The sequence below is a fragment of the Pseudomonas sp. PSPC2-3 genome (assembly GCF_049898265.1).
GTDB classification, from domain to species: domain Bacteria; phylum Pseudomonadota; class Gammaproteobacteria; order Pseudomonadales; family Pseudomonadaceae; genus Aquipseudomonas; species Aquipseudomonas veronii.
Genome location: NZ_JAFCXJ010000020.1, coordinates 1 through 24294, shown reverse-complemented (window position 1 = coordinate 24294; position 24294 = coordinate 1). Strand labels below are relative to the sequence as shown.

The window sequence follows — 24294 nt, the reverse complement described above, 5'->3', positions numbered from 1 at the left end:
CGCACCCGATTGTCCGTATCGCTCCCCGTGCCAGCATTGTCCTGTTACAACGAGCTGGCAAGATAACGGCAGGCCCATGGAAGAAGGATGCGCGGACGCCCAAGCTCGGGTGTTTCAGCGCTTTTACGCAGATGAACAACGACCATGCGATGCGCTTTGGCCCTTACACCTTTCATCGCCAGCAGCGCCTGGTCAGCAAGGCGGGCATGCCCGTGCCGTTGGGCGGGCGCGCGCTGGACATCCTGGCGGTGCTGCTCGAAACGCCCGGGCAATTTGTCAGCAAAGACACCCTGATCGCCCGCGTCTGGCCGTGCAGCGTGGTGGAAGAGAACAACCTGCGGGTGCATATCGCCGCCCTGCGCCGTGCATTGGACGGTCGTCGCTACATTCTCAATGAACCCCAACGCGGCTATTGCCTGGTTGCGCCGCTGCAGGAGGCCGCTGGGAACGCGGCACCGCGGCACAACCTGGCGACCCGGCTCAGCCCGCTGATCGGTCGCGACGAACTGGTGGGGACGCTGGTCCGACGCCTGTCGGGGCAACGCCTGATGACCCTCACCGGAGGCGCTGGCGTCGGCAAGAGCAGCCTGGCCCTGGCGTTGGCCGAGCGTGTGTTGCTGCGTTATCGCGACGGCGTGTGGTGGCTGGATCTGGCCGGTGTCGATACGCCCACGGCAATGCTGCGCCAGTTGGCCGAGACCCTCGGGCTCGACGCGGCTGACAGTGCCGCGGCGCTCTTCCGTCAATTGGCCTCGCGCCAGTTATTGCTGGTGCTCGATGGCGCCGACGTGTTGCTCGGCGCCTGCCGTCATCTGGTGCGCGCGCTGCAGGCCAGCGCGCCTGGGGTGACGCTGTTGTTGAGCAGCCGCGAAGCCTTGCGGGTGCCTGGCGAGTGGGTGCAGCGCGTGCCTCGCCTGGCGCTGCCGATGCCGTCCGCCTGGGGCAGCGTCGAGCAGGCGATGGCCTACTCGGCGGTGCAGGTGTTCGTCGCGCGCGTGCGCGCCAGTCAGCAAGGGTTTGCCCTGCGGCCCCAGGACTTGCCGGCGCTGCGCGATATCTGCCGCCGGCTCGACGGTATTCCGTTGGCCCTCGAACTGGCGGCGGCCCAGGTCGATGCTCTCGGCGTGCAGGGCTTGCAGGTGCAATTGCGCAGCGGCCTGCAAGTGCTGGCGCGCGGTCGGCGCACGGCGCTGGAACGCCACCGATCCCTGGCGGCGGCCCTGGACTGGTCATACGAGCGCCTGAGCCTGCCGGAGCGTTGGCTGTTCCTGCAACTGGGCCTGTTCAAGATGGCGGTGAGCTTGCCCGTCCTGGGGCAGTTGATCGCCGGCACCGAGCTGGCTCACGCCGACCTGCCATACCTGCTGCGGCGACTGGTCGACATCTCGCTGCTGAGCGTGGAGCCCGGCCTCGGTCCCGAGCGTTACCGCTTGCTCAACAGCGTGCGCAGCTACGCCCTGGCGCAACTGCGCGACCCGCTGCAAGTGGCGCGCCTGCAGCAAGGGTATGGGCATTATCTGGGGGCGTTTTCAGGCCGGCCGTTTGTCCTGCAACTCGTCGAGCAGGCGGCGCACGCCGATTAGGTCCTGGGTGGCGAACCCTTCGCTGAATCGCCCGTAGACCGAGTCCAGCAACTCGCGAGCCGCTTGCCGGCGGTCTTGGCGCTGCCACAGCCGCGCCAGCGCGGTCGCACTGCGTAACTCCCAGGCCAGGGCGCCTTGCTGGTGCGCCAGGCCGAGTGCCTCGAGCAACAGCGCTTCTGCCGGGATGTCGTCACTGTGCTCGGCGCGCACCCGCAGGATCTCTGCTGTACACCAGCCGGCCGCGCCGCTTTTGGCGCGTTCGAACATCGCCGCGTCCAGCGCGCCCGCATTGAAGGTCACCAGGGTATCCGCGATCAGGCCGAGCCCGGGCATGGCTTGCGTCGGCGCTGCGCCCGCGTAGTGTCGGGCCCAGGTATGAAACAGCTGCACCGAGTGCTTTTGCGCTTGTTGCAACAACAGTTCCTGCAGCGAATGGGCCGCGGCCGCGTCGCCGTTGTAGCGGGCGATGACCACCCCGGCCAGGGCCAGGGTGTAGCAGATCGAGGTGCCGTGGTTGATCTGCAGCGCCAGTTCCAGGGCCTGGTTCGCGGTGCGCCAGGCACGCTCCGGGAACCCCCGCAGCCACAGGATGCGAGCGAGGATCGTCAGCGAGGCCACGCCCTGGTCGTACTGCACGCCGAAGCCATGGGTGAACCGGTTCAGATGGCCGCTGTGGGCCATGCGCTGGATCACCTGTTCGGCATTTTGCAGGGCCAATGCCTGGTGACCGGCAAAGTGCTGGGCCAGTACCCGCAGGCGCTGGGCGCTGAGGTCGAGCAAGGGGTCGGCCTGGGGGCCGAGTTGATCGAAGTGCAGGCTTTGCGCAAGTGCCTGGCGATAATTTCCGCAACACAGGTTGACCGCCATATGGCCCGACACCGCACGCAACTGGCCGCTCAAGTCGTTGTTCGCTTCGGCCAGGCGCCGCGCGTAGGCAAAGGCGTCAATGGTCTGCGGCGTACCGCCCTGGGTGTGATACGAAAAACTGCCCAGCGCCAGTTGCAACGCCATGTGCAAGTGCGGGTTCGGCGCGGGCGATTGCGCCAGCCGTGCGAGCGCCTTGCCCACGTACAGCCCGTGTTCCCCCAGCAATGACAGCTCCTGCCACAACGGCATCGCGCTGACCGTCAGGCGAATACCCAACAGGTGCGTGCCCTGGTCGCCCAGGCCCCAATCCAGTGCGGCGCGGATGTCTTCGCGCAGGGGCGCGTAGCGGTCGATCCAGGGCTGCGTCGCGGTCAGTTCCCAATCGTCCCGGGCCTGTTCCATCAAGGCCAGGCAGCGTGCGGCGTGGCGCTCGCGGGTGGTGTCGAGTTCAGCGGCCACGCTGAGCTTTTCCAGGGCGTAGGTGCGGGTGATGTCCAGCAGGCGGTAGACCATCTCGTCATCGCCGGGCTCGACATTGAGCAAGGACTTGGCCACCAGTTGGGTGATCGAACCCAGCACCTCGGCCGGTGCGATCTGTTCCCCAGCGATCACCGCCGCCGCGCTGGCCAGGCTGAAACCGCCGCGAAACACCGCCAGGCGGCGCAGGCAGATCTGTTCGCAGGGCGCGAGCAGGTCGAAACTCCAGTCCAGCGTGGCGCGCAGCGTCTGTTGACGGGGCAGGGCACTGCGGCGGCCACGGGTCAGCAGGCGAAAGTTGTCTTCCATCTGTACCAGCAGGCCTTGCAGGCCGAAACGTTCGATCTGCGCCGCCACCAGTTCAATGGCCAGCGGGATACCGTCGAGGCGCTGGCAGATATCAATCGCCAATGGCAGTTCGGCTTCGCTGAGCGCGAAGCTGTCCTGATGGGACATGGCGCGCTCGATCAACAGTTGCAGGGCCGGATAGCCCAGCGCCTGGGCACGGTTGCCGGTGGCGGGCGGGCAGGCCAGCGGCTCCAGGCGCTGCACGTATTCACCCTCGGCGCGCAGTGCTTCACGGCTGGTGGCGAGGATGTGAACGTTGGGCGCGTGGCGCAGCAGGGTCTCGCTGATCAGGGCGATGTCATCGAGCAGGTGTTCGCAGTTGTCGATCACCAACAGCAACTGGCGCGTGTGGAGACTGCGCGCGAGGGTCAACAGCGGCGCGTGTTCGTCGGGGGTGAGGTCGAGCAGGGCGGCGAGGTTGGGCAGGATCATCGACGGCGCGCTGAGGGGGGCGAGGTCGAGCAGGCGAATGCCGTCGCGGTAATGCCCGATCAGCAGCTCAGCGACACGCAGCGCGACCGTGGTCTTACCGATGCCTCCCGCGCCGGTCAGGGTGATAAAGCGTTGTTGCGGCAATTGCTGCACCAGCGCATCGATCAGCGCCTGGCGGCCGATCATCCGCGTGCTGCGCAGCGGCAGGTTGTGGGCCTGGCTTTGCGCACTGCCGTCGGTTGGAAGGGTCATCGGTTCGATGCTCAGTGGCGCAACAAAACTGTAACCGCGCTGGGCCACGGTGACGATATAGCGCTGCCCGGCCTGGCCATCGCCCAGGGCCTTGCGCAACGCCGCCATATGCACGCGCAGGTTGCCGTCTTCGACCACGCTTTTGGGCCAGACCCGCGCGATCAGTTCCTGCTTGCTCACCACATTGCCGGCCTGTTCCAGCAGGATCAGCAGGATGTCCACTGCCCGCCGTCCCAGGCGCAACGGCCGGCCAGCCTCCAGCACCAGGCGTTGGCGCGGGTGTATCCGATACGGGCCGAAGTGTACGGCCTGTTCGCTGAGGTCGTTCATGCCAGCGCGCGCTCTGAAAAAAGGGTTCGCCCAGCATATTCCACGCTTGCGCTGACCACTAGGCGGCAATCGCCTGCTTGCGACGCAATTGGTGATTACGCCAGGTCATCGGGTTGACGCCTTCGCTGCGCGTGAACATATGGCAGAAGTGTGCCTGGTCGCAGAAACCACATTCCAGGCTGATTTGCGTCAGGCTCAAGGACGTACCGGTGATCAACTCCTTGGCGCGCTGGATGCGCTGTTGGCGAATCCATTCCTGCGGCGACAGCCCGGTGGTGCATTTGAAGGCGCGGGAGAAGTGGCTGCGCGACAGTGCGCAGGCCTGGGCCAGGTCGGCAATCGCCAGGCTTTCGCCGAGGTTGGCGAGGATCAGTTGCTTGGCGATACGCTCGCGCCGGGGGCAGAGGCCGCCGGTCGCGCAGAAGCTTGGAGCACCGTGCTCAAGTCGGGCCATGACGAAATATCCGCAGTCGATGGGAGCGTTCCCGGTGAATGGATGCAGTGTAGACGGCCTCATTCTTGGTGCCGTGCCGTCCGACTGACGAGTTAATCGTTGTTAATTTCGCCAGTTGTTGGCGTGGAAAAGACAGCACAGGTGTGCAATCGCGCTCGCCGCGCCGCGTGCTTAGCTGGTGCTCTGTCAACTGTTTGGGGACCACCATGAACCGCAACGACCTGCGCCGCGTCGACATGAACCTGCTGGTGATTTTCGAAGCGCTGATGTTCGAGAAGAACCTGACCCGGGTCGCCGAAAAACTGTTTATGGGCCAACCAGCGGTGAGCGCGGCCTTGGGCCGTTTACGCGATTTGTTCGACGACCCGTTGCTGCTGCGCAATGGGCGCGGCATGGAGCCCACACCACGCGCAATGGCGATACTCAAGGAGCTGCAACCGGCCATGGACACCATCTCGAGCGCGGTCAGCCGCGCCAAGGATTTCGACCCTTCCACCAGCTGTGCGGTGTTCCGCATCGGCCTGTCCGATGACGCCGAATTCGGCCTGTTCCCGCCGTTGCTCAGCCAACTGCGCGACGAGGCACCGGGGATCGTGGTGGTGGTGCGCCGCGCCAATTACCTGTTGATGTCGTCGCTGCTGGCCAGTGGCGAGATCACCGTGGGAGTCAGCTACACCACGGATCTGCCGGCCAATGCCAAGCGCAAGAAACTGCGCGACATTCCGTGCAAGGTGCTGCGCGGCGATGGCGGCACCGCACCGCTGAGCCTGGACGAATACTGTGAACGGCCGCATGCCATGGTGTCGTTTTCGGGGGACTTGAGCGGCAATATCGACCTCGACCTGGCGCGCATCGGCCGGGCGCGCCGGGTGGTGCTGGCGGTGCCGCAATTCAGTGGCTTGCGGGCGTTACTGGCGGGCACGCAGATCATCGCGACCGTGCCGGACTACGCAGCGTGCGCCTTGACCGAAGGCACCACGTTGCGCGCGCAGGACCCACCGTTTGCAATCGACGCCGCGGAGCTGTCGATGGTGTGGAGCGGGGTGCATGACAACGACCCGGCGGAGCGCTGGTTGAGGAGCCGGATCAGCGCGCACATGTCCAGCTTCCCCGCGTAGGCGGCCCGGCAAGTCACCGCGCCAAACAGCACAAACATCCAATTCCGAATCGCCCGTCGCCGCCAAACTCGTCTCATCGCTCAGCTCTCCAGGGGGAAGAACACACCATGGACCCAACACCTGAAACCGGTTCCGACGAAGTCGTCACCCTGATCGTCAAACACCGGATCAAATCCGGCAGCGAGGCCAACTACGAAGCGTGGCTACGCCGCATAGTACGCATCGCCGGCGAACGCCCGGGCCACCTCGGCGTCGACGTCGTGCGCGGTAAACACGACGGCCTGTCGCTGTTCACCTGCGTGTTGCGCTACCGCTCCACCGACGACCTGCAACGCTGGCTCGACTCCCCCGAGCGCAAAACTCTGATCGAAGAAGCCGCGCCGATGCTGGCCGACGGCGACCACACCGAAATCGGTGCGGTCAACGAGTTCTGGTTCACCCCCCAAACCGACAGCGTCGCCAAACCGCCGCGCTGGAAACAGGCCGTGGTCACTCTGTGCGTGATCCTGCCGCTGACCCTGCTGGTACCGATCGTGTGGGGCCCGATATTGCGCCTGCACCCGTTCCTGTCCAACTACGTGGTCGCCACCTTCCTGATCACCCTGACCATCGTGTTGCTGGTGGTGTACCTGCTGATGCCGGCGGCTACCCGCCTGTTCGCTCCCTGGCTTGAAGCCTCTGTAAAGGAAACCCTATGAACGCCGATCTGATTTTGTTCAATGGCCAGTTCCACACCGTGGACCGTGAAAACCCACGCGCCACTGCCGTCGCCATTCGCCAGGGGCGCTTCGTGGCCGTGGGCACCGATGGCGAGGCCATGGCCCTGCGCGGCAGCGGCACCCAGGTCATCGACCTCAAGGGCCGCACGGTGATCCCCGGCCTCAACGACTCGCACCTGCACCTGATCCGTGGCGGCTTGAACTACAACCTCGAACTGCGCTGGGAAGGCGTGCCGTCCCTGGCCGACGCCCTGCGCATGCTCAAGGACCAGGCCGAACGCACCCCGACGCCGCAATGGGTGCGCGTGGTCGGCGGCTGGAACGAATTCCAGTTCGCCGAAAAGCGCATGCCGACCCTGGACGAGCTCAACCAAGCGGCGCCGGACACGCCGGTGTTCGTGCTGCACCTGTATGACCGCGCCTTGCTCAACCGCGCCGCCCTGCGCGTGGCCGGCTACACCAAGGACACCCCGAACCCGCCGGGCGGCGAGATCGTGCGTGACAGCAACGGCAACCCCACCGGCATGCTGGTGGCGCGGCCCAACGCGATGATCCTGTATGCGACCCTGGCCAAGGGCCCGAAACTGCCGTTGGAATACCAGGTCAACTCGACCCGCCAGTTCATGCGCGAACTCAATCGCCTCGGCCTGACCAGTGCGATCGACGCCGGCGGCGGCTTCCAGAACTACCCCGACGATTACGCGGTGATCGAGCAACTGGCCAAGGATGAACAGCTGACGGTACGTATCGCCTACAACCTGTTCACGCAGAAGCCCAAGGAAGAACTCAGCGACTTCAAGCACTGGACCGGCAGCGTCACCCTGCACCAGGGCGACGACTACCTGCGCCACAACGGCGCCGGCGAGATGCTGGTGTTCTCCGCCGCCGACTTCGAAGACTTCCTCGAACCGCGCCCGGACCTGCCGCTGAGCATGGAGCAGGAACTGGAGCCGGTGGTGCGCCACCTGGTCGAGCAGCGCTGGCCGTTCCGCCTGCACGCCACCTATAACGAGTCGATCTCGCGCATGCTCGATGTGTTCGAGAAGGTCAACCGCGACATCCCGTTCAATGGCCTGCCGTGGTTCTTCGACCACGCCGAAACCATCACCCCGCACAACATCGAGCGTGTGCGCGCCCTCGGCGGCGGGATTGCGATCCAGGACCGCATGGCGTTCCAGGGTGAGTACTTTGTCGAGCGCTACGGCGCCAAGGCCGCCGAAGCCACGCCGCCGATCAAACGCATGCTCGCCGAAGGCGTACCGGTCGGCGCGGGCACCGACGCCACGCGGGTGTCGAGCTACAACCCGTGGACCTCGCTGTACTGGATGGTCAGCGGCCGCACCGTGGGTGGCCTGGAGCTGCACGCCGAAGGCCTGCCGCGCCTGACCGCGCTGGAGCTGTTCACCCATGGCAGCGCCTGGTTCTCGTCCGAGCAGGGCAAGAAGGGCCAGATCAAGGTCGGCCAGTTGGCGGACGTCGCCGCGCTGTCGGCGGATTTTTTCAGCGTCGATGAAGAGGCCATCAAGTGGATCGAGTCGGTGCTGACCGTGGTCGGCGGCAAGGTGGTGTATGGCGCCGGCGACTTCGAAGATTTCGCACCGCCGCGCGTGCCGGTGCTGCCGGACTGGTCGCCGGTGGTCAAGGTGCCGGGGCACTGGCGTCCCGCTTCGCCGCTGCAGGCGCAGGCTCACCACTGCAGTGGCCCGTGTGGCGTGCATGCTCATGGCCATGAGAAAGCGCGTCTTTCCAACGTGCCGGTCAGCGACTTCCAGGGCTTCTGGGGTGCGTTTGGCTGCTCGTGCTTTGCGTTCTGATACCTAAACCCACAAAGGAGTTAACCCATGACTTACAAGCGCTTGAACAAAGATGACGCCGTGGTGCTGATGGTGGATCACCAGACCGGCCTGATCTCCCTGGTGCAGGATTTCTCCCCCAACGAATTCAAGAACAACGTGCTGGCCCTGGCCGACGTGGCGAAGTTCTTCAACCTGCCGACCATCCTCACCACCAGCTTTGAAAGCGGCCCCAACGGCCCGCTGGTGCCCGAGCTCAAAGCACTGTTCCCGGACGCGCCGTACATCCCGCGCCCTGGCCAGATCAACGCCTGGGACAACGAAGACTTCGTCAAGGCGGTGAAGGCGACCGGCCGCAAGCAGATCATCATTGCCGGTGTGGTGACGGATGTGTGCGTAGCGTTCCCGACCCTGTGCGCTCTCTCCGAAGGCTTTGAGGTGTTCGTGGTCACCGACGCTTCCGGTACCTTTAACGAAACCGTGCAACAGGCTGCCTGGGCCCGTATGACCGCGGCCGGCGCGCAACTGGTGAACTGGTTCTCCGTGGCCTGCGAGCTGCAGGTTGACTGGCGCAACGACATGGAAGGCCTGGCCAACCTGCTGTCGCCGCGCATTCCCAACTACCGCAACCTGATGAACAGCTACTCGGCGTTCACCACCAAGTAACCCGACCTCGGGAATCTCGGTAATCCCCTGTGGGAGGGGGCTTGCCCCCGATAGCGGTGGATCAGTCATGCATGTAGTGGCTGACATATTGCTATCGGGGGCAAGCCCCCTCCCACTTTTGATTGTGTTGGCACATTAGGTTTGTGGTGCAGCACCTGACAGGCTATAAATCAGCAAAATGTCCACCGAGACGCGACAATGAATCCCTTCGAAGACATGCGCCTGTTTTGCCAGGTCATGGAATCCGGCAGTTTCACCGCCGCCGCCGAGCAATTGGGGCTGTCCAAGCAATTCGTCAGCCGCCGCCTGATCCAACTCGAAGACCGCCTCGGCGTGCGCCTGCTCAACCGCTCGACCCGCCGCCTGGATGTCACACCCCTGGGGCAGAGTTACTACGAATCGGCCTTGCGCCTGCTCAGCGAAGTCGAGCAAGTGGAGCAGGGCATTGCCGGGCAGAACAGCGAACCGCGCGGCACCATTCGCCTGAGTGCGCCGTTGTCGTTTGCCATGGCCCATCTGGGTTGCCTGCTGCCGCTGTTTTTGCAGCGCTATCCGCAGGTGTCGGTGGAAGTCGATCTGAGCGACCGCCCGGTGGACTTGATCGGCGAAGGCTACGATCTGGTGTTGCGCATCGGCATCCTCGAAGACTCCACCCTGATCGCCCGGCGTATCGCCAGCGTGCAGCGTGTGTACTGCGCCAGCCCCGAGTACCTTGCGTTGCGTGGCACACCGCAGAAACCCGACGACCTGACCGACCACGATTGCCTGCCCTACGGCCACGGCCGCCAGGTGCAATGGCGGTTCCAGAGCAAAGGCAAGCCGCAGTCGCTGAACGTCAGCGGGCGCATGCGCGTCAATAATGGCGAGTTGCTGCGCGACGCCGCCATCGCCGGGCTGGGCGTCACCTACCTGCCGACCTTTATCGTCGCCGATGCCTTGGCGGACGGGCGCCTGGTGACGCTGTTGCAAGACTTCGCCCCCGAGGCCCTGACGCTGTCGGCGGTGTACCCGCAGCACCGGCAGAGTTCGAGGCCGGTGCAGGCGCTGGTGGAGTTCCTGCGCGAGCGCCTGGCTAACGGCTGTTGAACAGCTGACGGATCAGGTTCGGCGTGGTGCCTGTCCAGCGCTTGAACGAACGCCGGAAGTTCGCCGCATCGTTGAAGTTCAGGTACGCGGCCACTTCATCGTTGCTGAACCCCTTGACCTGATACAGGTGCAACGCGACGTGCTTGCGCACCCGATCCACCTGCTGCTGAAAGCCGGTGTCGTGCTTGTGCAGTTTGCGCTTGAGGGTCGCCGGGCTCATGGCGAACGCCTGGGCCGCCTGTTCCAGGCTGGGCGGCTGGCGCACCTGTTCGCGCAGGTAGTCGTAGAGGCAATCGAGAAAACTGTCGGCAAAACCGAGCTGTTCGATCTGCTCGCGGGCTTGCTGGCGCGCGACTTGGCCGGCGGTGGCCGACGCGCCGGGCCAGGCCATGACCAGGTATTCGCGCGGGATGCACATCATGTCCAGCGGGCGCGCGAAGCGCGTGTGTTCGCCCAGGTGAACCCAGTATTGTTCGACGTAATGCGGCTCGCCGTGGCTGAAGCTGCATTCCCACGGCAGGCGCTGGCCGCTGAGCCAGCGGCTCATGGCGACCAGCGAGGTCATGCTGGCTTCCAGCAGGAACCGCCAGTGTTCGCCGGCGCCGCAGCTGTCCCGCCAGTACAGGTAGGCATGGTGTTCATCCCGCTCCAATTGCAGCGTCACCAGCGGGCTGAGCAGCACCTGTTGCTGGATCAGGATCTCCAGCGCCTGATCCAGGTTCTGCGCGTGGCCCAGGGCATGGCTGGCGGCGCCGTAATAGCCGGGCAGCAGGCGTTGGCCAAACAGGAAGCTGCTCTCATCGGCTGCGAGCAGGCGCCGGCTGTTGCCGATCAATCCGAGAAACTGCTGCGGGCTCAGTTGTGCTGTACCGGCGAGGATGTCCTCGTGGAACAGCCCGGTGCCGCGCAACAGGCGATGGCTGTCGATGTCGCGGGACAAGGCCAGGTCGATCAACGCGGCGGGTTGGTAATGCCCTGGGATGAAGCGGCTGTCGGCCTCATACCAACGGGTTTTCACGGCCATCTCAGGCGCTTTTCGCAAGCGGTTGTTTGGCCCGGGCGAGCGTCAGGTTCAGGCGCTTGAGCAAGTCCTGGGGCGGCTCGTCCAGGGCCATCACCACGGCCGTGCTCGCCGCCAGTTGCAGGCGCTCGCCGTGTTGTCGCGTCTTGTGCGCCAGGCTGCGCACCGCTTGCTCCAACTCCAGCGCCAACGCCTGGGCCTGGCGCTCGCCGGTGTTGGGCAACACCACCACAAAGCGGTCGCCGGCCAGGCGGCAGAGTAAGTCCTGGCGGCGCAGATTGAGCAGTAGCACATGGCTGAGGGCCTGCAATACCGCATCGCCCTCGGCGTGGCCGTAGGCCTGGTTGATCGCAGTGAAATTGTCCAGGTCCAGAGCCAGCAGCGACAGCGGTTGTTGCTGGTCGCGGCTGTCTTGCAGGCTGTCGGCCAGTTGGCGCTTGAGGTAATCGGCGCCGCCCAGAGGCGTGAGTGTGTCGAACAGCCGGTGCTCGCGAAACAGCCGCTCGCGCTTCTCCATTTGCGCGCTGATCGCCAGTTGTTCGCGGTGCCAGTGGTAGATACCCAGGGTCAGCAGGATCATGCCCACCGGCATCGGCCCGGACTCCAGCCAGTGATCCCAGGTGATGCTGGCAGGCAGGCGAATGAATTCGTCGAGGCTGTCGATCCACCAGGAGAAAAAGATGCACGACAGGCCCAGTGCCAGGTAATTGGTGACGCGCCCGGCGGGGCGGCTTTTCAGCACCAGGCCCAGCCATACCAGGGCGAGCAGGGCGGAGCCGCCTTCGCCGATGATATCCAGCCATACCCACTCGCTGACGCTTTTGAGCTCGCCGCAGGCCAGGTGCAGGATCAGCCCAAGATTGGCCGCGAGCAGCAGCAGGGCGAGTTTCCAGCGGTGGGGTTTGAGCACGCAAAACATGGCCGCGAGTCCTCTGGCGAATGAGCGATGGGCGCCAGCACAGCAGATGGATGTGACGGTTGGATGACGAGGGGGGAGGGTCGAATCAGCTCACCCCACACGCGATGAAAACCAACGGTGGGAGGGGGCTTGCCCCCGATTGCGGTGTGCCAGATGGCTTATCTATTGACTGACCCACCGCTATCGGGGGCAAGCCCCCTCCCACCGTTGACCTCCAGAGGTCATTTCGGCTCATTCCACGTTGAGAACCAGGCAAAACTCCCGGTTTACGGGCCTTGCGGCCAACCCCTGTCACAGAACCGTCATCCCCCGGCCCTAGCGTGCCCTCCCAGTTGCCGGGCCTCTTGCCTGGCGCCAACGGACTCTTGGGGAGGACTTCATGTACAAGCGCACCGGGCTCGTCAGCTTTACGCTCACCGCCTTGGCCCTGGCGATGGCCAGCGAGCGGCTCCAGGCCGCCGACGCCACCCACACCGAGCACGTCGACGTGGTCGGCCAGGCGGCCGCCATCGACCAGGCGCTTAAGGAACAGCGCTCCTCCGACAGCATCAAGAGCGTGGTGCATGCCGACGGCGTGGCGCAGTTGCCGGATGAAAACGTTGCCGAAGCCGCGCAGCGCCTGCCCGGCATCAGCGTCGAGCGCGACCAGGGCGAAGGGCGGTTCGTCAGCGTGCGCGGCCTCGGCCCGGACCTCAACAGCGTGACCATCAACGGCACCCTGGTGCCGTCGCCCGAAAGCGAACGTCGCGCCGTGGCCCTCGATGTGCTGCCCTCCGAGCTGGTGCAGTCGCTGTCGGTGATCAAGACCCTGACCCCGGACATGGACGCCAACTCCCTCGGCGGCACCGTCGATGTGAAGAGCCTGTCGGCGTTCGATCACAAAGGCCTGTTCTACACCGGCAGCACCGAGGCCAGCTACGACAAGAACACGCGCCAGACCAGCCCGAAATTCTCCGGCGCGGCGAGCAACCGCTTCAGCCTCGGCGATGGTATCGACAACTTCGGCGTCGCCGCGGCCCTGAGCTGGCAGAAGCGCGACTTCGGCTCGGACAACGTCGAAACCGGCGGCGCCTGGGACTTCAGCCAGGGGGCCAAACTCAACAAGTTCGAACAGCGTGACTACGACATCAGCCGCGAACGCGCTGGCGGTGGCCTGAACTTCGACTACAAGCCCGATGACCTCAGCAGCTACTACCTGCGCACCCTCTACAGCCGCTACACCGACACCGAGACCCGCAACGCCGCCAGCCTCGAGTTTGCCGACCCCCAGGCCCCTGGCGAGCTGGGTGTGGCCGAGGGCAAGCGCAAGTTGAAGAACCGTGAGGAAACCCAGGAAATCCAGTCCTACGTGTTCGGCGGCGAACGCATGCTCGGCCTGTGGACCCTCAGCGGCCAGGCCGGCTACAGCCAATCCAGCGAAGACAGCCCGGCGCATATCGCCGGCGCCACCTTCGATGGCGGCGACTTTGCCGACAGCGGCTTCTACGACAAAGACAAACCGCGTCCGATCGTCGGCGCCGGCTTCTACGACGCGAGCAACTTCACCCTGGACAAGGTCGACTGGGAAAAACAGAACACCCAAGACACCGAGAAAAACCTGCGCCTGGACCTGGCCCGCGACTACGACCTGAGCGGCTACGCGTCCCAGGTCAAGTTCGGCGGCAAGGTCAGCCGCCGGCACAAGGACAACGACCTGGAAGCCTGGGTCTACAAGAACTTCGACGACCTGGGCTTCACCGACGAACAACTCAACCTCACCCGGTTCCAGAAGGGCAGCGTCGACTACCGTCTCGGCAATTACGGCCCGGGTATCAGCGCGGGGAGTATCAAGCAGCTGATCGGCAGCCTCAACCGTGATGACTTCTATGACGAGACCGAATCCCGGGTCAACGACTTCACCATCCGCGAGGACATCAACGCCGGCTACCTGATGAACACCATCGACATCGACGACTGGCGTTTCATCGCGGGCATGCGCTACGAAGGCACCGAGTTCGAAGCCAAAGGCACCGGCGCCACCGACGGCCAGTTCAGCGCCACCGAGACCAAGCGGCGTTATCACCATTGGTTGCCGGGCCTGCATGCGCGTTACCAGATCGACAAGAACACCCAGGTGCGCGCGGCCTGGACCAAGTCCGTGGTGCGCCCGACCTTTGGCCAACTGGCGCCGGGGTTCGTGATCGACGATGACGAAGCCACCTTCGGCAACCCGGACCTCAAGCCCCTGGAGTCGAGCAACCTCGACCTGGGCATCGAGCACTTCATGGGCCGCGCAGGCACCGTGTCGGCGTTCGTGTTCTACAAAGACATCAAGCACTTTGTCTACAACACCGACGTGGCCGGCACCGGCGCCTGGACCAACTTCGCCGAGGCCCACACCTACGCCAACGGCGACAGCGCCAAGCTCTATGGCCTGGAACTGGCCTACTCACAAAAGTTCGACTGGCTGCCCGCGCCGTGGAACGGCCTGTTGGTCGGTGCAAACACCACGTTCAGCCGCTCCAGCGCCGATATCGAAGGCTTCGACGCGGCCAGCGGCGGCAACCGCACACGCAACATCAGCTTGCCCAACCAGTCGGACACTGTCGGCAACCTGATGCTCGGCTGGGAAAACGACAAGCTCAGCCTGCGCGTGTCGGCCAACTACAAATCGGCCTACCTGTATGAGTTGGCCTCGATCAACGACAAGGCCCACGACCTGCACGTCGACGCACAGACTTTTGTCGACTTCAGCGCACGCTACTCGCTGACCAAGAACCTGCAAGTCAGCTTCGAGGCGCAGAACCTCACCGACGAGTCGTACTTCGTCTACACCGGCCACCGCAGCTACAACGGCCAGTACGAAGAGTACGGCCCGACCTACAAGCTCGGCCTGACCTTCACCCATTTCTAACCACCACCTCGACCCGAGTGTGGGAGGGGACTTGCTCCCGATAGCGGTGTGTCAGTCGCCGGATTTATCAGCCGAATCACTGCCATCGGGAGCAAACCCCCTCCCACATGGGTTGTTCATCGTTTTCGAAGGATTTGCCTGTTCATGAGATTTTCCAAGCTATACCTGCTGATGGCCCTGGCCACCTGCGGCCATGCGCTGGCCGCCGACCTGGCCCTGACGCGTTGGGCGCCGAACCTGAACGCCGAGGCGCTGGCCTTCCTGCCCAACGGCCCCGAACGCCTGGCCGCCAGCACCCGTGACGGCCTGTTGCTGCTCGACGAAAAAGGCGCCGAACTGGCGCGTTTCAAGGGCAACTTCAGCAGCCTCGACAGCCGTGCCGCCGGTGCCCAGGTGCTGGTGGCGACCCTGGATAACCAACGCCAGCAGGCCATGCTGATCAGCCTGGATAGCGCCGGCAAACGCTGGGGCGCGCCGCTGTACCTGCCGACCCGCGACTATCCGGTCAACGGCGTGTGCCTGTATCGCGACTCGGCGGCCAACCTGTTTGTGTTCCTGGTGGGCGAAGAGGGCAAGGGCGAGCAATGGCTGGTGGGCAATGGTCCGACGTTGCTGGCCCGACCCCAGCGTGTGCGCGGCGTGCCGCTGCCGCCGTCGGCGCAGTTCTGCCAGGTGGACGATGCGACCCATCAACTGGTGGTGAACGAAGAAAACGTCGGCTGGTGGGCCTACCCGGCGCACCCGGAAGCCGAGGTGAAACGCACCCCGGTGGCGCTGTTCGACAATCCCGGGCGCGCCGCCGGGGCCATGGCGCTGGTGCCGGGTGGGCTGGTCGCGCTTGATCCGAAGACCGCGCAACTGCAGCTGTTCCAGCAGGACGGCGAGCGCTGGGTCGCCCTGCCGAGCCTGCACCTGCCGGGTGTGAAGGAGGCGGAAAACCTGGCAATCAAAGGCCGGCAACTGCTGCTGCGCGACGACGACAGCGGCAACCTCTATCAGGCCGAGTTGACGTGGCAGGCTACGCCCGTCGCGCCGCTGCCGGTGCTGCCGGAAGTCGCCGCCCAGCGCCAGACCGACCCGGTCGGGCGCCAAGGCGATGCGGCGGACGACCCGGCGATCTGGATTCACCCGCAACGACCGGCGCAGAGCCGTGTGCTCGGCACCAACAAAAAACAAGGCCTGCTGGCCTACGACCTCGACGGCAAGCTGTTGCAGGAGCTGGCAGTGGGGCGCCTGAACAACGTCGATGTCCGCCCCAACTTCAAGCTCGGCCAACAGACCGTCGACCTCGCCGTGGCGAGCAATCGCGATCACAACAGCCTGAGCCTGTTCAGCATCGACCGTCAGAGCGGCGAGTTGCGCGAAGCCGGCGAAGTGCCGACGCCGCTCAAGGAAATCTACGGCATCTGTCTGTTCCAGCCGGCCAGCGGTGAACTGTACGCGATCGCCAACGGCAAGGACGGCACCTTCCTGCAATACCGTTTGAGCGCGCCGGCTGGCCGCGTGCAGGGCGAGTTGGTGCGCCAGTTCAAGGTCGACAGCCAACCCGAAGGCTGCGTCGCCGATGACCAGCGTCAGCGCCTGTTCATCGGTGAAGAAGATGTCGGCGTCTGGGCGGTGGACGCCCGAGCCGATCAGCCGGCGACGTTGACCAGCGTGATCAAGGTCGGCGCGCAACTGCACGCGGATGTCGAGGGCCTGGCGCTGTACCAGAGCGGCGCGCGCGATTACCTGGTGATCTCCAGCCAAGGCAATGACAGCTACCTGGTGGTGGATGCCGAACCGCCGTTCGCCGCCCACGGCGCCTTTCGCGTCGGTTTGAACGCTGAGGCCGGGATCGATGGGGCGTCGGAAACCGATGGCCTCGAAGTCACCGCCGTCAACCTCGGCGGGCCGTGGAGCCAAGGCATGCTGGTGGTGCAGGACGGGCGCAAGCGTATGCCGGAGCAAACCCAGAACTTCAAGTTCGTGCCCTGGCGCGATGTGACCCGCGCGCTGAAATTGCCGTAAGCCGTCATCACCCGGTCATCACTTTTTAATCGAATAGGAGTTCACCACCATGCACGCGACGATGGAACATATGACGATCTGGGGGTTGATCAGCGACGCCAGCCTGTTGGTCAAGGCGGTGATGGTCACGCTGCTGTTGGCGTCCTTGCTCAGTTGGTACTTGATCCTCCAGCGCGGCAGTGTGCTGCGACGCCTGGAGCGCCAGTTGAACGGGTTTTTGCCGCGCTTTCGCGCGGCTCCGGACCTGCAGGCGCTGTACCGCGACACCGTGCAGGCGGGCGAGGGCGGCGTGGCGCCGATCTTTATCGCCGGGGTCGAGGAATACCAGCACCTGCACAGCCACGATCCGGCGGTACTCGAAGGGGTGGAGCGCGCCTTGCAGGTGGCGATCACCGCGCAGGAAATCGAGTTGGAAAAGGGCCTGCAGTTTCTCGCCACCGTGGGTTCGGTCAGCCCGTACATCGGCCTGTTCGGCACGGTGTGGGGCATCATGAATTCCTTTCTCGGCTTGTCCCAGGTGCAACAGGCCACGCTGTCCACGGTGGCGCCGGGCATCGCCGAAGCCTTGATCGCCACGGCCATCGGCCTGTTTGCCGCCATCCCGGCGGTGATCGCCTACAACCGCTTTTCGGCGCGCAGCCAGACGCTGCTCACCCGCTACTACGCCTTCGGCAATGAACTGCAAGTGCGCCTGCATCGCAGCCTGAGCGGCATGCCGACCCACCTGGCCACGGCCGCCTGAACAGGAGCAAGCCCATGTTAACCAGGCCGCAACGCAAGCACGGGCCCAAGGCCGAGATGAACGTGGTGCCCTATATCGATGTGATGCTGGTGCTGTTGGTGATCTTTATGGTCACCGCACCGATGCTGACCCAGGGCGTGAAGATCGACCTGCCCAAGGTCGCCGCCGAGGCGCTGGCCACCGACACCCGCCAGCAGATCCTCACGCTGTCGGTAAAGGCCGACGGCAGTTACTACTGGAACCTCGGCGACGAGCTGGACACGCAGCACCAGACCGACAGCGCCGTGAGCCTGGAGGACATGGGCGCCAAGGTCATGCAAGTGGTGGCGGCGCGCAGTGACACCCAGGTCTATATCCGCGCTGACGAAGACGCCGGGTATGGGCGCGTGGTCGCGGCGATGGCGGTGTTGCAAAAGGGCGGTGTCAGCCACCTGGGGCTGGTGACCGAGGCCCCGCAATGACGGCGATGATCATGCACAGTCCGAGCCTGGTGATGGCGCCTCGGGATTGCAGCGGGTGGTGGCGCAAAGGCTTGGCGGCGAGCCTGGCCGTTGCGCTGCATGTGGGTGTGGTGGCCGGGCTGATGTTGGGCTGGTCACCGCAGAAGCCGATGGTGCAAGCGCCGCAGGTGATGCATACGCAACTGGTGATGCTGCCGCCGGCCCCGGCCCCCGTGGCTGAACCGCTGCCTGAAGCGCTGGCGGTGGCGCCGCCACCGCCGGAGCCCGTGGCGGTGCCGACGCCGGTGAAACCCACCCTCGACCCGCAGATCCAGGCGCAAAAACTGGAGAAAGCGGCCCTGGCGCGTAAGCGCGTCGAGCAAAAGCGCCTTGAACAGCAACAGGAACGCCAGGCCACCGAACAGCACAACCGCGAGCTGGAGCAACAACGGCTGAACCAGGCGCGGCTGGCCGCTGAAACCGCGCGGGTTGCCACACCTGCTCCAGCCCCGGCGTTCGACAGTCGCCAATACTTGCCGCTGAGCAAAGAAGCACCGCAGTACCCCGAACGCGCCCTGGACAAAAACATCGAAGGCGATTGCTCGGTGGAGTACACCGTCAACTCCCTGGGCCGCGTGGAAAACCCCAAGGTGCTGGACGGCTGTCACCCGCTGTTTATCCGGCCTTCATTGGCGGCGGCGAATACCTTCCGCTACCAGCCGAGGATCGTTGACGGCAAGGCGGTAGCGGTGCCGGCGGTGCGCAATACCTTTCACTACCGCATCAAATGAGATTGGCCAGCCGACACAAGGCCCCTGCCACATTTTTTAACCGAGTCAGGCGTTGGCCGAGCGCACCTCAGACGAGGAAGCTCAGGGTGGTGCCCTTGCTCATGTGCGTTCCTTCTGCCGTTGGGCGAAGGCCGCCTTGCCGACGCCTTGCAGCACGGTATCGTTCTGCGGGGTGTGGACGCGGCTGCACAACACGTCGCGGTAGTGGCGCTGCAGCGGGCTGTGGCGGGACAGGCCGGGGTTGCCCGAGGCTTCGATCGCCAGCTCCACGGCGCGGATCGCGTTGCCGGTCACCAGGTACTTCAACTGCGCCGCATTGCCGGCCGGGGTATGCCCTTCGGCGGCGGCGTCGAGCAGGCTGCGGTTGGCAAACAGCAGGGTGTCGATATGCCCGACGGTTTCCTGGAAACGCGGCAATGTCGCCAGCGCGGCGCCGAGGTTGGACGGCTGGCGCGCTTGCAGCCAGTTCACCAGCCAATCGCGCGCGGCCTGGGCCACGGCGTCATACACCGACGACAGCAGCACTGACATCCACAGCAACCCCTCGGCATCCAGTTCCGGCTGCGGTGCGCTCCAGGGGCTGACGCTGACGGCGTGGTCGAGCGGCACCAGCACGTTGTCGAACGCCACGTCATGGCTACAGGTAGCGCGCATGCCCAGGTGGTCCCAGCTGTCGATGATGCTTATGCCGGGGCTGTTTTTGGGGACCAGCCAGGCGCCTACCAGCGGGTCGGCATCGTCACTGCGCGCCCACACGCTGAACCAGCTCAGGCCGTGGCTGCCGGTGGAGTAGAGCTTGCGCCCGCTGATGCGCCAGCCTTCAGGGCTGCGCACCGCGGTGGTCGCCGGCAGGCCGCCGCGGGCGGGGGTGCCGAGGTCCGGCTCGACGCGCAGCGCGTTGATCAACGCACCGTGGCGTACCGCGTCTTCGGCGACTTTTACACGCAGGTGCGCGGGCCAGGTTTTGCTGTCTTGCAGGCGCGTGTGTTGCAGGTACTGCATCACCAGGATCAGCGCGGTAGAGGGTTCGCCCTTGGCAATCGCGCTGATGGCTTTGCGTGCCTGGGCCAGGCTGGCGCCGCCGCCACCGAGGGCCTTGGGCACGGTGAGGGCGAGCAGGCCGTGTTCATGCAGCCGTTTGAAGTTGGCGTGGGGGAAGGCGCCGCTCTCGTCGAAAAGCTTAGCGCTGCCGGCCAGTTCGGCGCTGAGACGGTCGAGCAGGGCGTCGAAGTTGGCGACTTCCACGGCGCGCAAGGACGGTGGCGAGGATGACGTCATGATGCATGGACTCGGTCAGAAATCGGGCAGCGGGCTGGCTCGCCGATGTGGAGGGATTCGCTCATGCCAATGCCTCCTGCTGTGCTTCGACCTCGGCGGCGACGCTGTAGCGGTTGGCCGGTACGTCCAGGCCGAGGTTGTCGCGCAGGGTCTGGCCGCTGTATTCGCTGCGGAACAGGCCGCGCTGTTGCAGCAGTGGCACCACCCGTTCGGTGAAGTATTGCAAGCCATCGGGCAGCACCGAATTGACGATGAAACCATCGCTGGCGCCGGTCTCGAACCAGGTCTGGATCGTATCGGCGACGTGCTCCGGGGTGCCGACAAAATCACGCTTGGGCCGCGAGAAATGCAAGGCCACTTCGCGCAGGGTCAGGCCTTTGTCCCGGGCCAGTTGTTTGATGTGGTCGGAGCCGCCTTTCTGGCTGTTGGAACCCAGTTCGCCCAACTCGGGGAACGGTTCGTCCAGCGGGTACTGGCTGAAGTCATGGTCGTTGAACGGGCGACCGAGGGCGACAATCGCATCTTCCACGGTCACCAGGTCCACTGCCTGCTGATAGCGGCGTTCCACTTCGGCGGCGTCGCGGCCGACAATCGGGCGGATACCCGGCAGGATCGACAGGCTGTCGGCGTCGCGGCCGAAGCCTGTGGCGCGGCGTTTGAGGTCTTGGGTGTAGGCCAGGCCGTCTTCGATGCCGTCGACATGCACAAAGATCGCATCAGCGTGCTCGGCGGCGAAGTTGCGCCCGTCCTCCGAGGTGCCCGCCTGGAAAATCGCCGGCTGGCCCTGGCGCGAACGGGCGATGTTGAGCGGGCCTTTCACCGAGAAAAACTCGCCCTGGTGATTCAGCGTGTGCAGCTTGTGCGGGGTGAAGAACTCACCGCTTTGCTTGTTGTAGGCAAAGGCGTCGTCCTCCCAGGAGTCCCACAACCCCTTGACCACATTCAGGTGTTCCCTGGCGATGCGATAGCGCACCGCATGTGGCGGGTGCTCGGCCTTGCCGAAGTTATCGGCGGTGCCGCTCAGCCACGAGGTGACCACGTTCCAGCCGGCGCGGCCGCCGCTGATGTGGTCCAGCGAGGCGAACTGGCGTGCGACCTGGTAGGGCTCGGTGTAGCTGACGGTGACGGTGGCGACCAGGCCGATGTGCGTGGTCAACGCGGCCAGGGCCGAGAGGATGGTCAGCGGTTCGAACCGGTTGAGGTAATGCGGGCTGGATTTGGCATGGATGTGCAGGCTGTCGGCGATGAACACGAAGTCGAACTTGGCGGTTTCGGCCAGTTCAGTCTGCTGCTTGTAGAACGCAAAATTCGTACTGGCATTCGGTTGCGCCTGTGGGTGGCGCCATTCGCCCCAGCCGTGGCCGACACCGTGAACCATGGCGCCGAGTTTCAATTGACGTGGCTTGCTCATGTTCTGCTCCTGTTAACGCGATGCTTGGTTTTGGGGGGCACGCTTGGCGTTAAAGCTCTTGTCGAAACCCTGCGACACGTCGATGTGCCGGGGCAGCAGGCCTTCTTGTTGGTAGGTGTCGGCGGTCGCTTGCAGGCCGCTGATCACGGCGTCGTCAATCAGCACCGGGGTCAGGTGGGTTTCTTTGGCCACGGCCACATGCACGGCCAGCGGCAGCCCGGTGATTTTGCTCTGGGCGGCGGCGTACTCGTTGGGGTGCGTATTGGCCCAGGCGTAGGCGCGGTCGACGCGTGCGACAAAGTCGTCGAGCTGCGCGCGTTTTTCGCTGATGGCCTGGCTGGTTGCCGCGAGGTACAGGTGATTGCTCAACAGCGTGTTGCCGCTGGCCACGATCCGCGCCTGGCTTTGTGAGGTGACCACGGTGGTGTAGGGGTCCCAGGTCGACCAGGCATCGGCGCTGCCATTGTCCAGCACCAGGCGCGATTCGCTGGGCAGCAGGAAAATGAACTGCACGTCCTGGGTGGTCAGGCCGGCGCTGGCCAGGGCCTTGATCGCCAGGTAATGCCCGATGGAGCCACGGCCTGTCACGATGCGCTTGCCTTTGAGGTCCGCCACGGTCTTGATGGGTGAGTCCTTCGGCACCAGCAGGGCGGTGGTGCTACGCCCGTCGGCGTGGATGATGCTGACCACCTTGAGCGCCGCACCGGCACCGAGGGCGAACACATACGGTGCGTCGCCCAGCGCACCGATATCCACGGCGCCGGCATTCAAGGCTTCACCCAGCGGCGAGGCGGACGGAAATTCCGCCCACTGGATTTCATAGGGCACATTCTTGGCTTCGCCGGAGACTTCCAGCAGCGCCTTGATCGTCGATTTCTGATTGGCCACCCGCAGCGGTTGCAGGTCGGCGGCATGGGCGCCGGTGCTCAGGCCGAAGGCCAGTGCGGTGCCCAGGAACAGGCGTTTGAACGGGGAGGCAAAGACCATGGGATGCAGGCTCCAGGCAGATCAAGAAAGGGTTCGGCTACCTCCGCCTGGAGAAGGGGTCGGTGAGGGGTTAACGTTATTCCCATAAAAACCTGCTGTGAAGTTCTTTTTGGTTATATGGTAATTATTAAAATAACTGATTATCTAGTTTATGATTATTCCTTTGATGCATTTAGTTTGGGTGCTGATTCGGAGTATTCCTACGAGCGCATCGGAAAGTCTCACCTGAGCAAGGCAACCACCGCGTGATTTGATCCGGGTCTTTTTCAAACACGGATCGTTGCGCATGACTGACACGCCTTGGGCCGCCCGCGAGGGCGATGCGCTTCTGCACAGTTCCATGCTGGCCGACGTGTTAGGCGGTGTTCTGGAGATTGCGGCCAGCGTGGCCGTGACGGCCTTGGCGACAGCGGCGGTGGTTGCGGCGACGGGTTTGACCGTGGCGACTGGCGGCCTCGGCTGTGTTGTACTCGGCGCCGTGGTGGGGGCGGTGGTCGGCGTCGGCATGAGCAAATCCGGCGCGGACAAAGGCCTCTCACGATTATGTGAGTATTTCGCCAATGCCCTGTTTCCTCCCGTCATCGACGCCTTCATCAGCAGCGGTTCGCCCAACGTATTCATCAACGGCAAACCCGCGGCGCGGGCGGCTGGCAAGATCTCGGATGTAATCGCAGCGTCAGAGGGTGAGCCTACTTATCTGGATATCGCTGAAGGCTTTTTCTCTCAGCTATGGCGCCCGACAGTCGCTACGCCGGCCTTGGGCGCCGTGCCTTGTCCTGGCGATAAAGTCGACTGCGATAAACACCCGCCGATGCCAGACCAATACATGGCCGAGGGTTCCAGTCGCGTATTTATCAACGGCCAGCCCGCCGTGCGCAGTGGGGATCGCAGCACCTGCGAGGCCAAGGTTGGGACGGCGCAGGTTTCGCCGAATGTGATCATCGGCGGCGCCCCGGTCGTCGTCCGCGAAATCCGCAGCGGCAAGACGCCGGGGGTTGGCTTGGCGGTGACGGCGCTGCTGACCTTGCGCGGCGGTGGCGCGAAGTTTTTCAGCAAGCTGCCGTGCATGGTGGTGAGCGGGCTGGTGTCGTGGGGCAGCGGCCAGGTGAGCAATGCCATTACCTCGGCGGTCGCCGGTTCGCCCAACCCGGTACACAGCGCCACGGGGGCGAAAATTCTCGACGGTGAGGACGACTTGGACTTCACCCTGCCTGGCCTGTTGCCGATCGAGTGGCAGCGCTACTACAGCAGTCGGGACGAACGCCGCGATGGCCTGTTCGGCTCCGGTTGGAGTGTGATCTACGAGGTTTTCCTCGAGATAGGAGGGCTTGCTGAGGGCGGCGAGCGCCTGATCTACACCGACGAGCAGGCCCGGCAGATCGACATGGGCGTGATCCCCTTGGGCGGTGCGGTGTTCAGCGCGGGCGAAGGCCTGAGCGTGCGGCGCCATGTCAACGGGCAGGTGCTGATTGAAAGCGTCGACGGTATTTATCGGCTGTTCGAACCAACGCCAGGCAACCCGTTGCACCTGCGGCTGAGCCAGTTGGGAGACCGCAATGACAACCGCATCCTCCTCGACTATGACGCCCAAGGTCGGCTGAGCCGGTTACGCGATTCCCTCAATGATGTGCGAATCGAACTCGGCTACAAACTCGGCCGGCTCGAGCAGATTGAACG

Annotated in this window: 19 protein-coding genes; 12 read left to right on the top strand and 7 right to left on the bottom strand. The window is 64.6% G+C overall.

The window, feature by feature from the left end; translation table 11 throughout:
* Positions 1–131: 131 nt before the first annotated feature.
* The gene (locus tag ACP7E3_RS31710; RefSeq protein ID WP_046383866.1) at positions 132–1583 is read left to right on the top strand and encodes a winged helix-turn-helix domain-containing protein; all 1452 of its coding nucleotides are present in this window, start codon (positions 132–134) and stop codon (positions 1581–1583) included.
* On the opposite strand, the gene ACP7E3_RS31705 is transcribed toward ACP7E3_RS31710, so the two are convergent.
* The gene (locus ACP7E3_RS31705; protein ID WP_057004841.1) at positions 1530–4289 is read right to left on the bottom strand and encodes an ATP-binding protein; all 2760 of its coding nucleotides are present in this window, start codon (positions 4287–4289) and stop codon (positions 1530–1532) included. The two genes, ACP7E3_RS31710 and ACP7E3_RS31705, sit on opposite strands and share 54 nt — an antisense overlap.
* A 58-nt stretch (positions 4290–4347) precedes the next feature.
* Positions 4348–4743 (bottom strand): helix-turn-helix domain-containing protein, encoded by a 396-nt coding sequence (locus ACP7E3_RS31700; protein WP_046383864.1) that lies wholly within the window; start codon positions 4741–4743, stop codon positions 4348–4350.
* Between the two features lie 206 nt (positions 4744–4949).
* Between ACP7E3_RS31700 and ACP7E3_RS31695 the strand changes: the two genes are divergently transcribed.
* From ACP7E3_RS31695 to ACP7E3_RS31675, 5 genes are all read left to right on the top strand, one after another.
* Positions 4950–5861, top strand: a complete 912-nt coding sequence (locus tag ACP7E3_RS31695) for a LysR substrate-binding domain-containing protein (protein ID WP_046383863.1) — start codon at positions 4950–4952, stop codon at positions 5859–5861.
* Between the two features lie 107 nt (positions 5862–5968).
* Positions 5969–6559 carry an antibiotic biosynthesis monooxygenase gene (locus tag ACP7E3_RS31690; protein ID WP_046383862.1) on the top strand — a complete coding sequence of 197 codons (591 nt, stop codon included), beginning with the start codon at positions 5969–5971 and terminating at the stop codon, positions 6557–6559.
* Positions 6556–8394: an amidohydrolase gene (locus ACP7E3_RS31685; RefSeq protein ID WP_046383861.1), complete on the top strand. Its 1839-nt coding sequence runs from the start codon at positions 6556–6558 to the stop codon at positions 8392–8394. The genes ACP7E3_RS31690 and ACP7E3_RS31685 overlap by 4 nt, the downstream gene beginning before the upstream one ends.
* A gap of 27 nt (positions 8395–8421) precedes the next feature.
* The gene (gene ycaC, locus ACP7E3_RS31680) at positions 8422–9039 is read left to right on the top strand and encodes an isochorismate family cysteine hydrolase YcaC (RefSeq protein WP_046383860.1); all 618 of its coding nucleotides are present in this window, start codon (positions 8422–8424) and stop codon (positions 9037–9039) included.
* 198 nt (positions 9040–9237) lie between these two features.
* Positions 9238–10125 carry a LysR family transcriptional regulator gene (locus ACP7E3_RS31675; RefSeq protein WP_046488517.1) on the top strand — a complete coding sequence of 296 codons (888 nt, stop codon included), beginning with the start codon at positions 9238–9240 and terminating at the stop codon, positions 10123–10125.
* On the opposite strand, the gene ACP7E3_RS31670 is transcribed toward ACP7E3_RS31675, so the two are convergent.
* The gene (locus ACP7E3_RS31670; RefSeq protein WP_177030245.1) at positions 10112–11149 is read right to left on the bottom strand and encodes an AraC family transcriptional regulator; all 1038 of its coding nucleotides are present in this window, start codon (positions 11147–11149) and stop codon (positions 10112–10114) included. The two genes, ACP7E3_RS31675 and ACP7E3_RS31670, sit on opposite strands and share 14 nt — an antisense overlap.
* Before the next feature lies 1 nt (position 11150).
* On the bottom strand, positions 11151–12065 hold the full coding sequence (locus ACP7E3_RS31665) for a GGDEF domain-containing protein (protein ID WP_046383857.1): 915 nt from the start codon (positions 12063–12065) through the stop codon (positions 11151–11153).
* 379 nt (positions 12066–12444) lie between these two features.
* Between ACP7E3_RS31665 and ACP7E3_RS31660 the strand changes: the two genes are divergently transcribed.
* The 5 genes from ACP7E3_RS31660 (at position 12445) to ACP7E3_RS31640 (ending at position 18941) form a co-directional block, all read left to right on the top strand.
* On the top strand, positions 12445–14958 hold the full coding sequence (locus ACP7E3_RS31660; RefSeq protein WP_046383856.1) for a TonB-dependent receptor: 2514 nt from the start codon (positions 12445–12447) through the stop codon (positions 14956–14958).
* 144 nt (positions 14959–15102) lie between these two features.
* On the top strand, positions 15103–16968 hold the full coding sequence (locus tag ACP7E3_RS31655; protein WP_301556041.1) for a phytase: 1866 nt from the start codon (positions 15103–15105) through the stop codon (positions 16966–16968).
* 49 nt (positions 16969–17017) lie between these two features.
* Positions 17018–17710: a protein TolQ gene (tolQ, locus tag ACP7E3_RS31650; protein ID WP_046383854.1), complete on the top strand. Its 693-nt coding sequence runs from the start codon at positions 17018–17020 to the stop codon at positions 17708–17710.
* Positions 17711–17724: 14 nt separating this feature from the next.
* Positions 17725–18171, top strand: coding sequence for a protein TolR (gene tolR, locus ACP7E3_RS31645; RefSeq protein ID WP_046383853.1), 447 nt, complete (start codon positions 17725–17727; stop codon positions 18169–18171).
* On the top strand, positions 18168–18941 hold the full coding sequence (locus ACP7E3_RS31640; RefSeq protein ID WP_046383852.1) for an energy transducer TonB: 774 nt from the start codon (positions 18168–18170) through the stop codon (positions 18939–18941). The genes tolR and ACP7E3_RS31640 overlap by 4 nt, the downstream gene beginning before the upstream one ends.
* A gap of 99 nt (positions 18942–19040) precedes the next feature.
* Here the strand turns inward: ACP7E3_RS31640 and ACP7E3_RS31635 are convergent, their stop codons facing one another.
* The 3 genes from ACP7E3_RS31635 to ACP7E3_RS31625 all read right to left on the bottom strand — a co-directional run bounded on the left by ACP7E3_RS31635 (position 19041) and on the right by ACP7E3_RS31625 (position 22617).
* The gene (locus ACP7E3_RS31635; protein ID WP_426125486.1) at positions 19041–20219 is read right to left on the bottom strand and encodes an acyl-CoA dehydrogenase family protein; all 1179 of its coding nucleotides are present in this window, start codon (positions 20217–20219) and stop codon (positions 19041–19043) included.
* Between the two features lie 61 nt (positions 20220–20280).
* Entirely contained in the window at positions 20281–21630 is a 1350-nt protein-coding gene (locus ACP7E3_RS31630) for an LLM class flavin-dependent oxidoreductase (RefSeq protein WP_426125484.1), read from the bottom strand.
* Between the two features lie 12 nt (positions 21631–21642).
* Positions 21643–22617: an ABC transporter substrate-binding protein gene (locus ACP7E3_RS31625; protein WP_046383849.1), complete on the bottom strand. Its 975-nt coding sequence runs from the start codon at positions 22615–22617 to the stop codon at positions 21643–21645.
* Positions 22618–22903: 286 nt separating this feature from the next.
* On the opposite strand from ACP7E3_RS31625, the gene ACP7E3_RS31620 reads away from it, so the two are divergent.
* Positions 22904–24294, top strand: a 1391-nt coding sequence (locus ACP7E3_RS31620; protein WP_426125482.1) for a DUF6531 domain-containing protein, incomplete at its 3' end; no start/stop codon positions are given.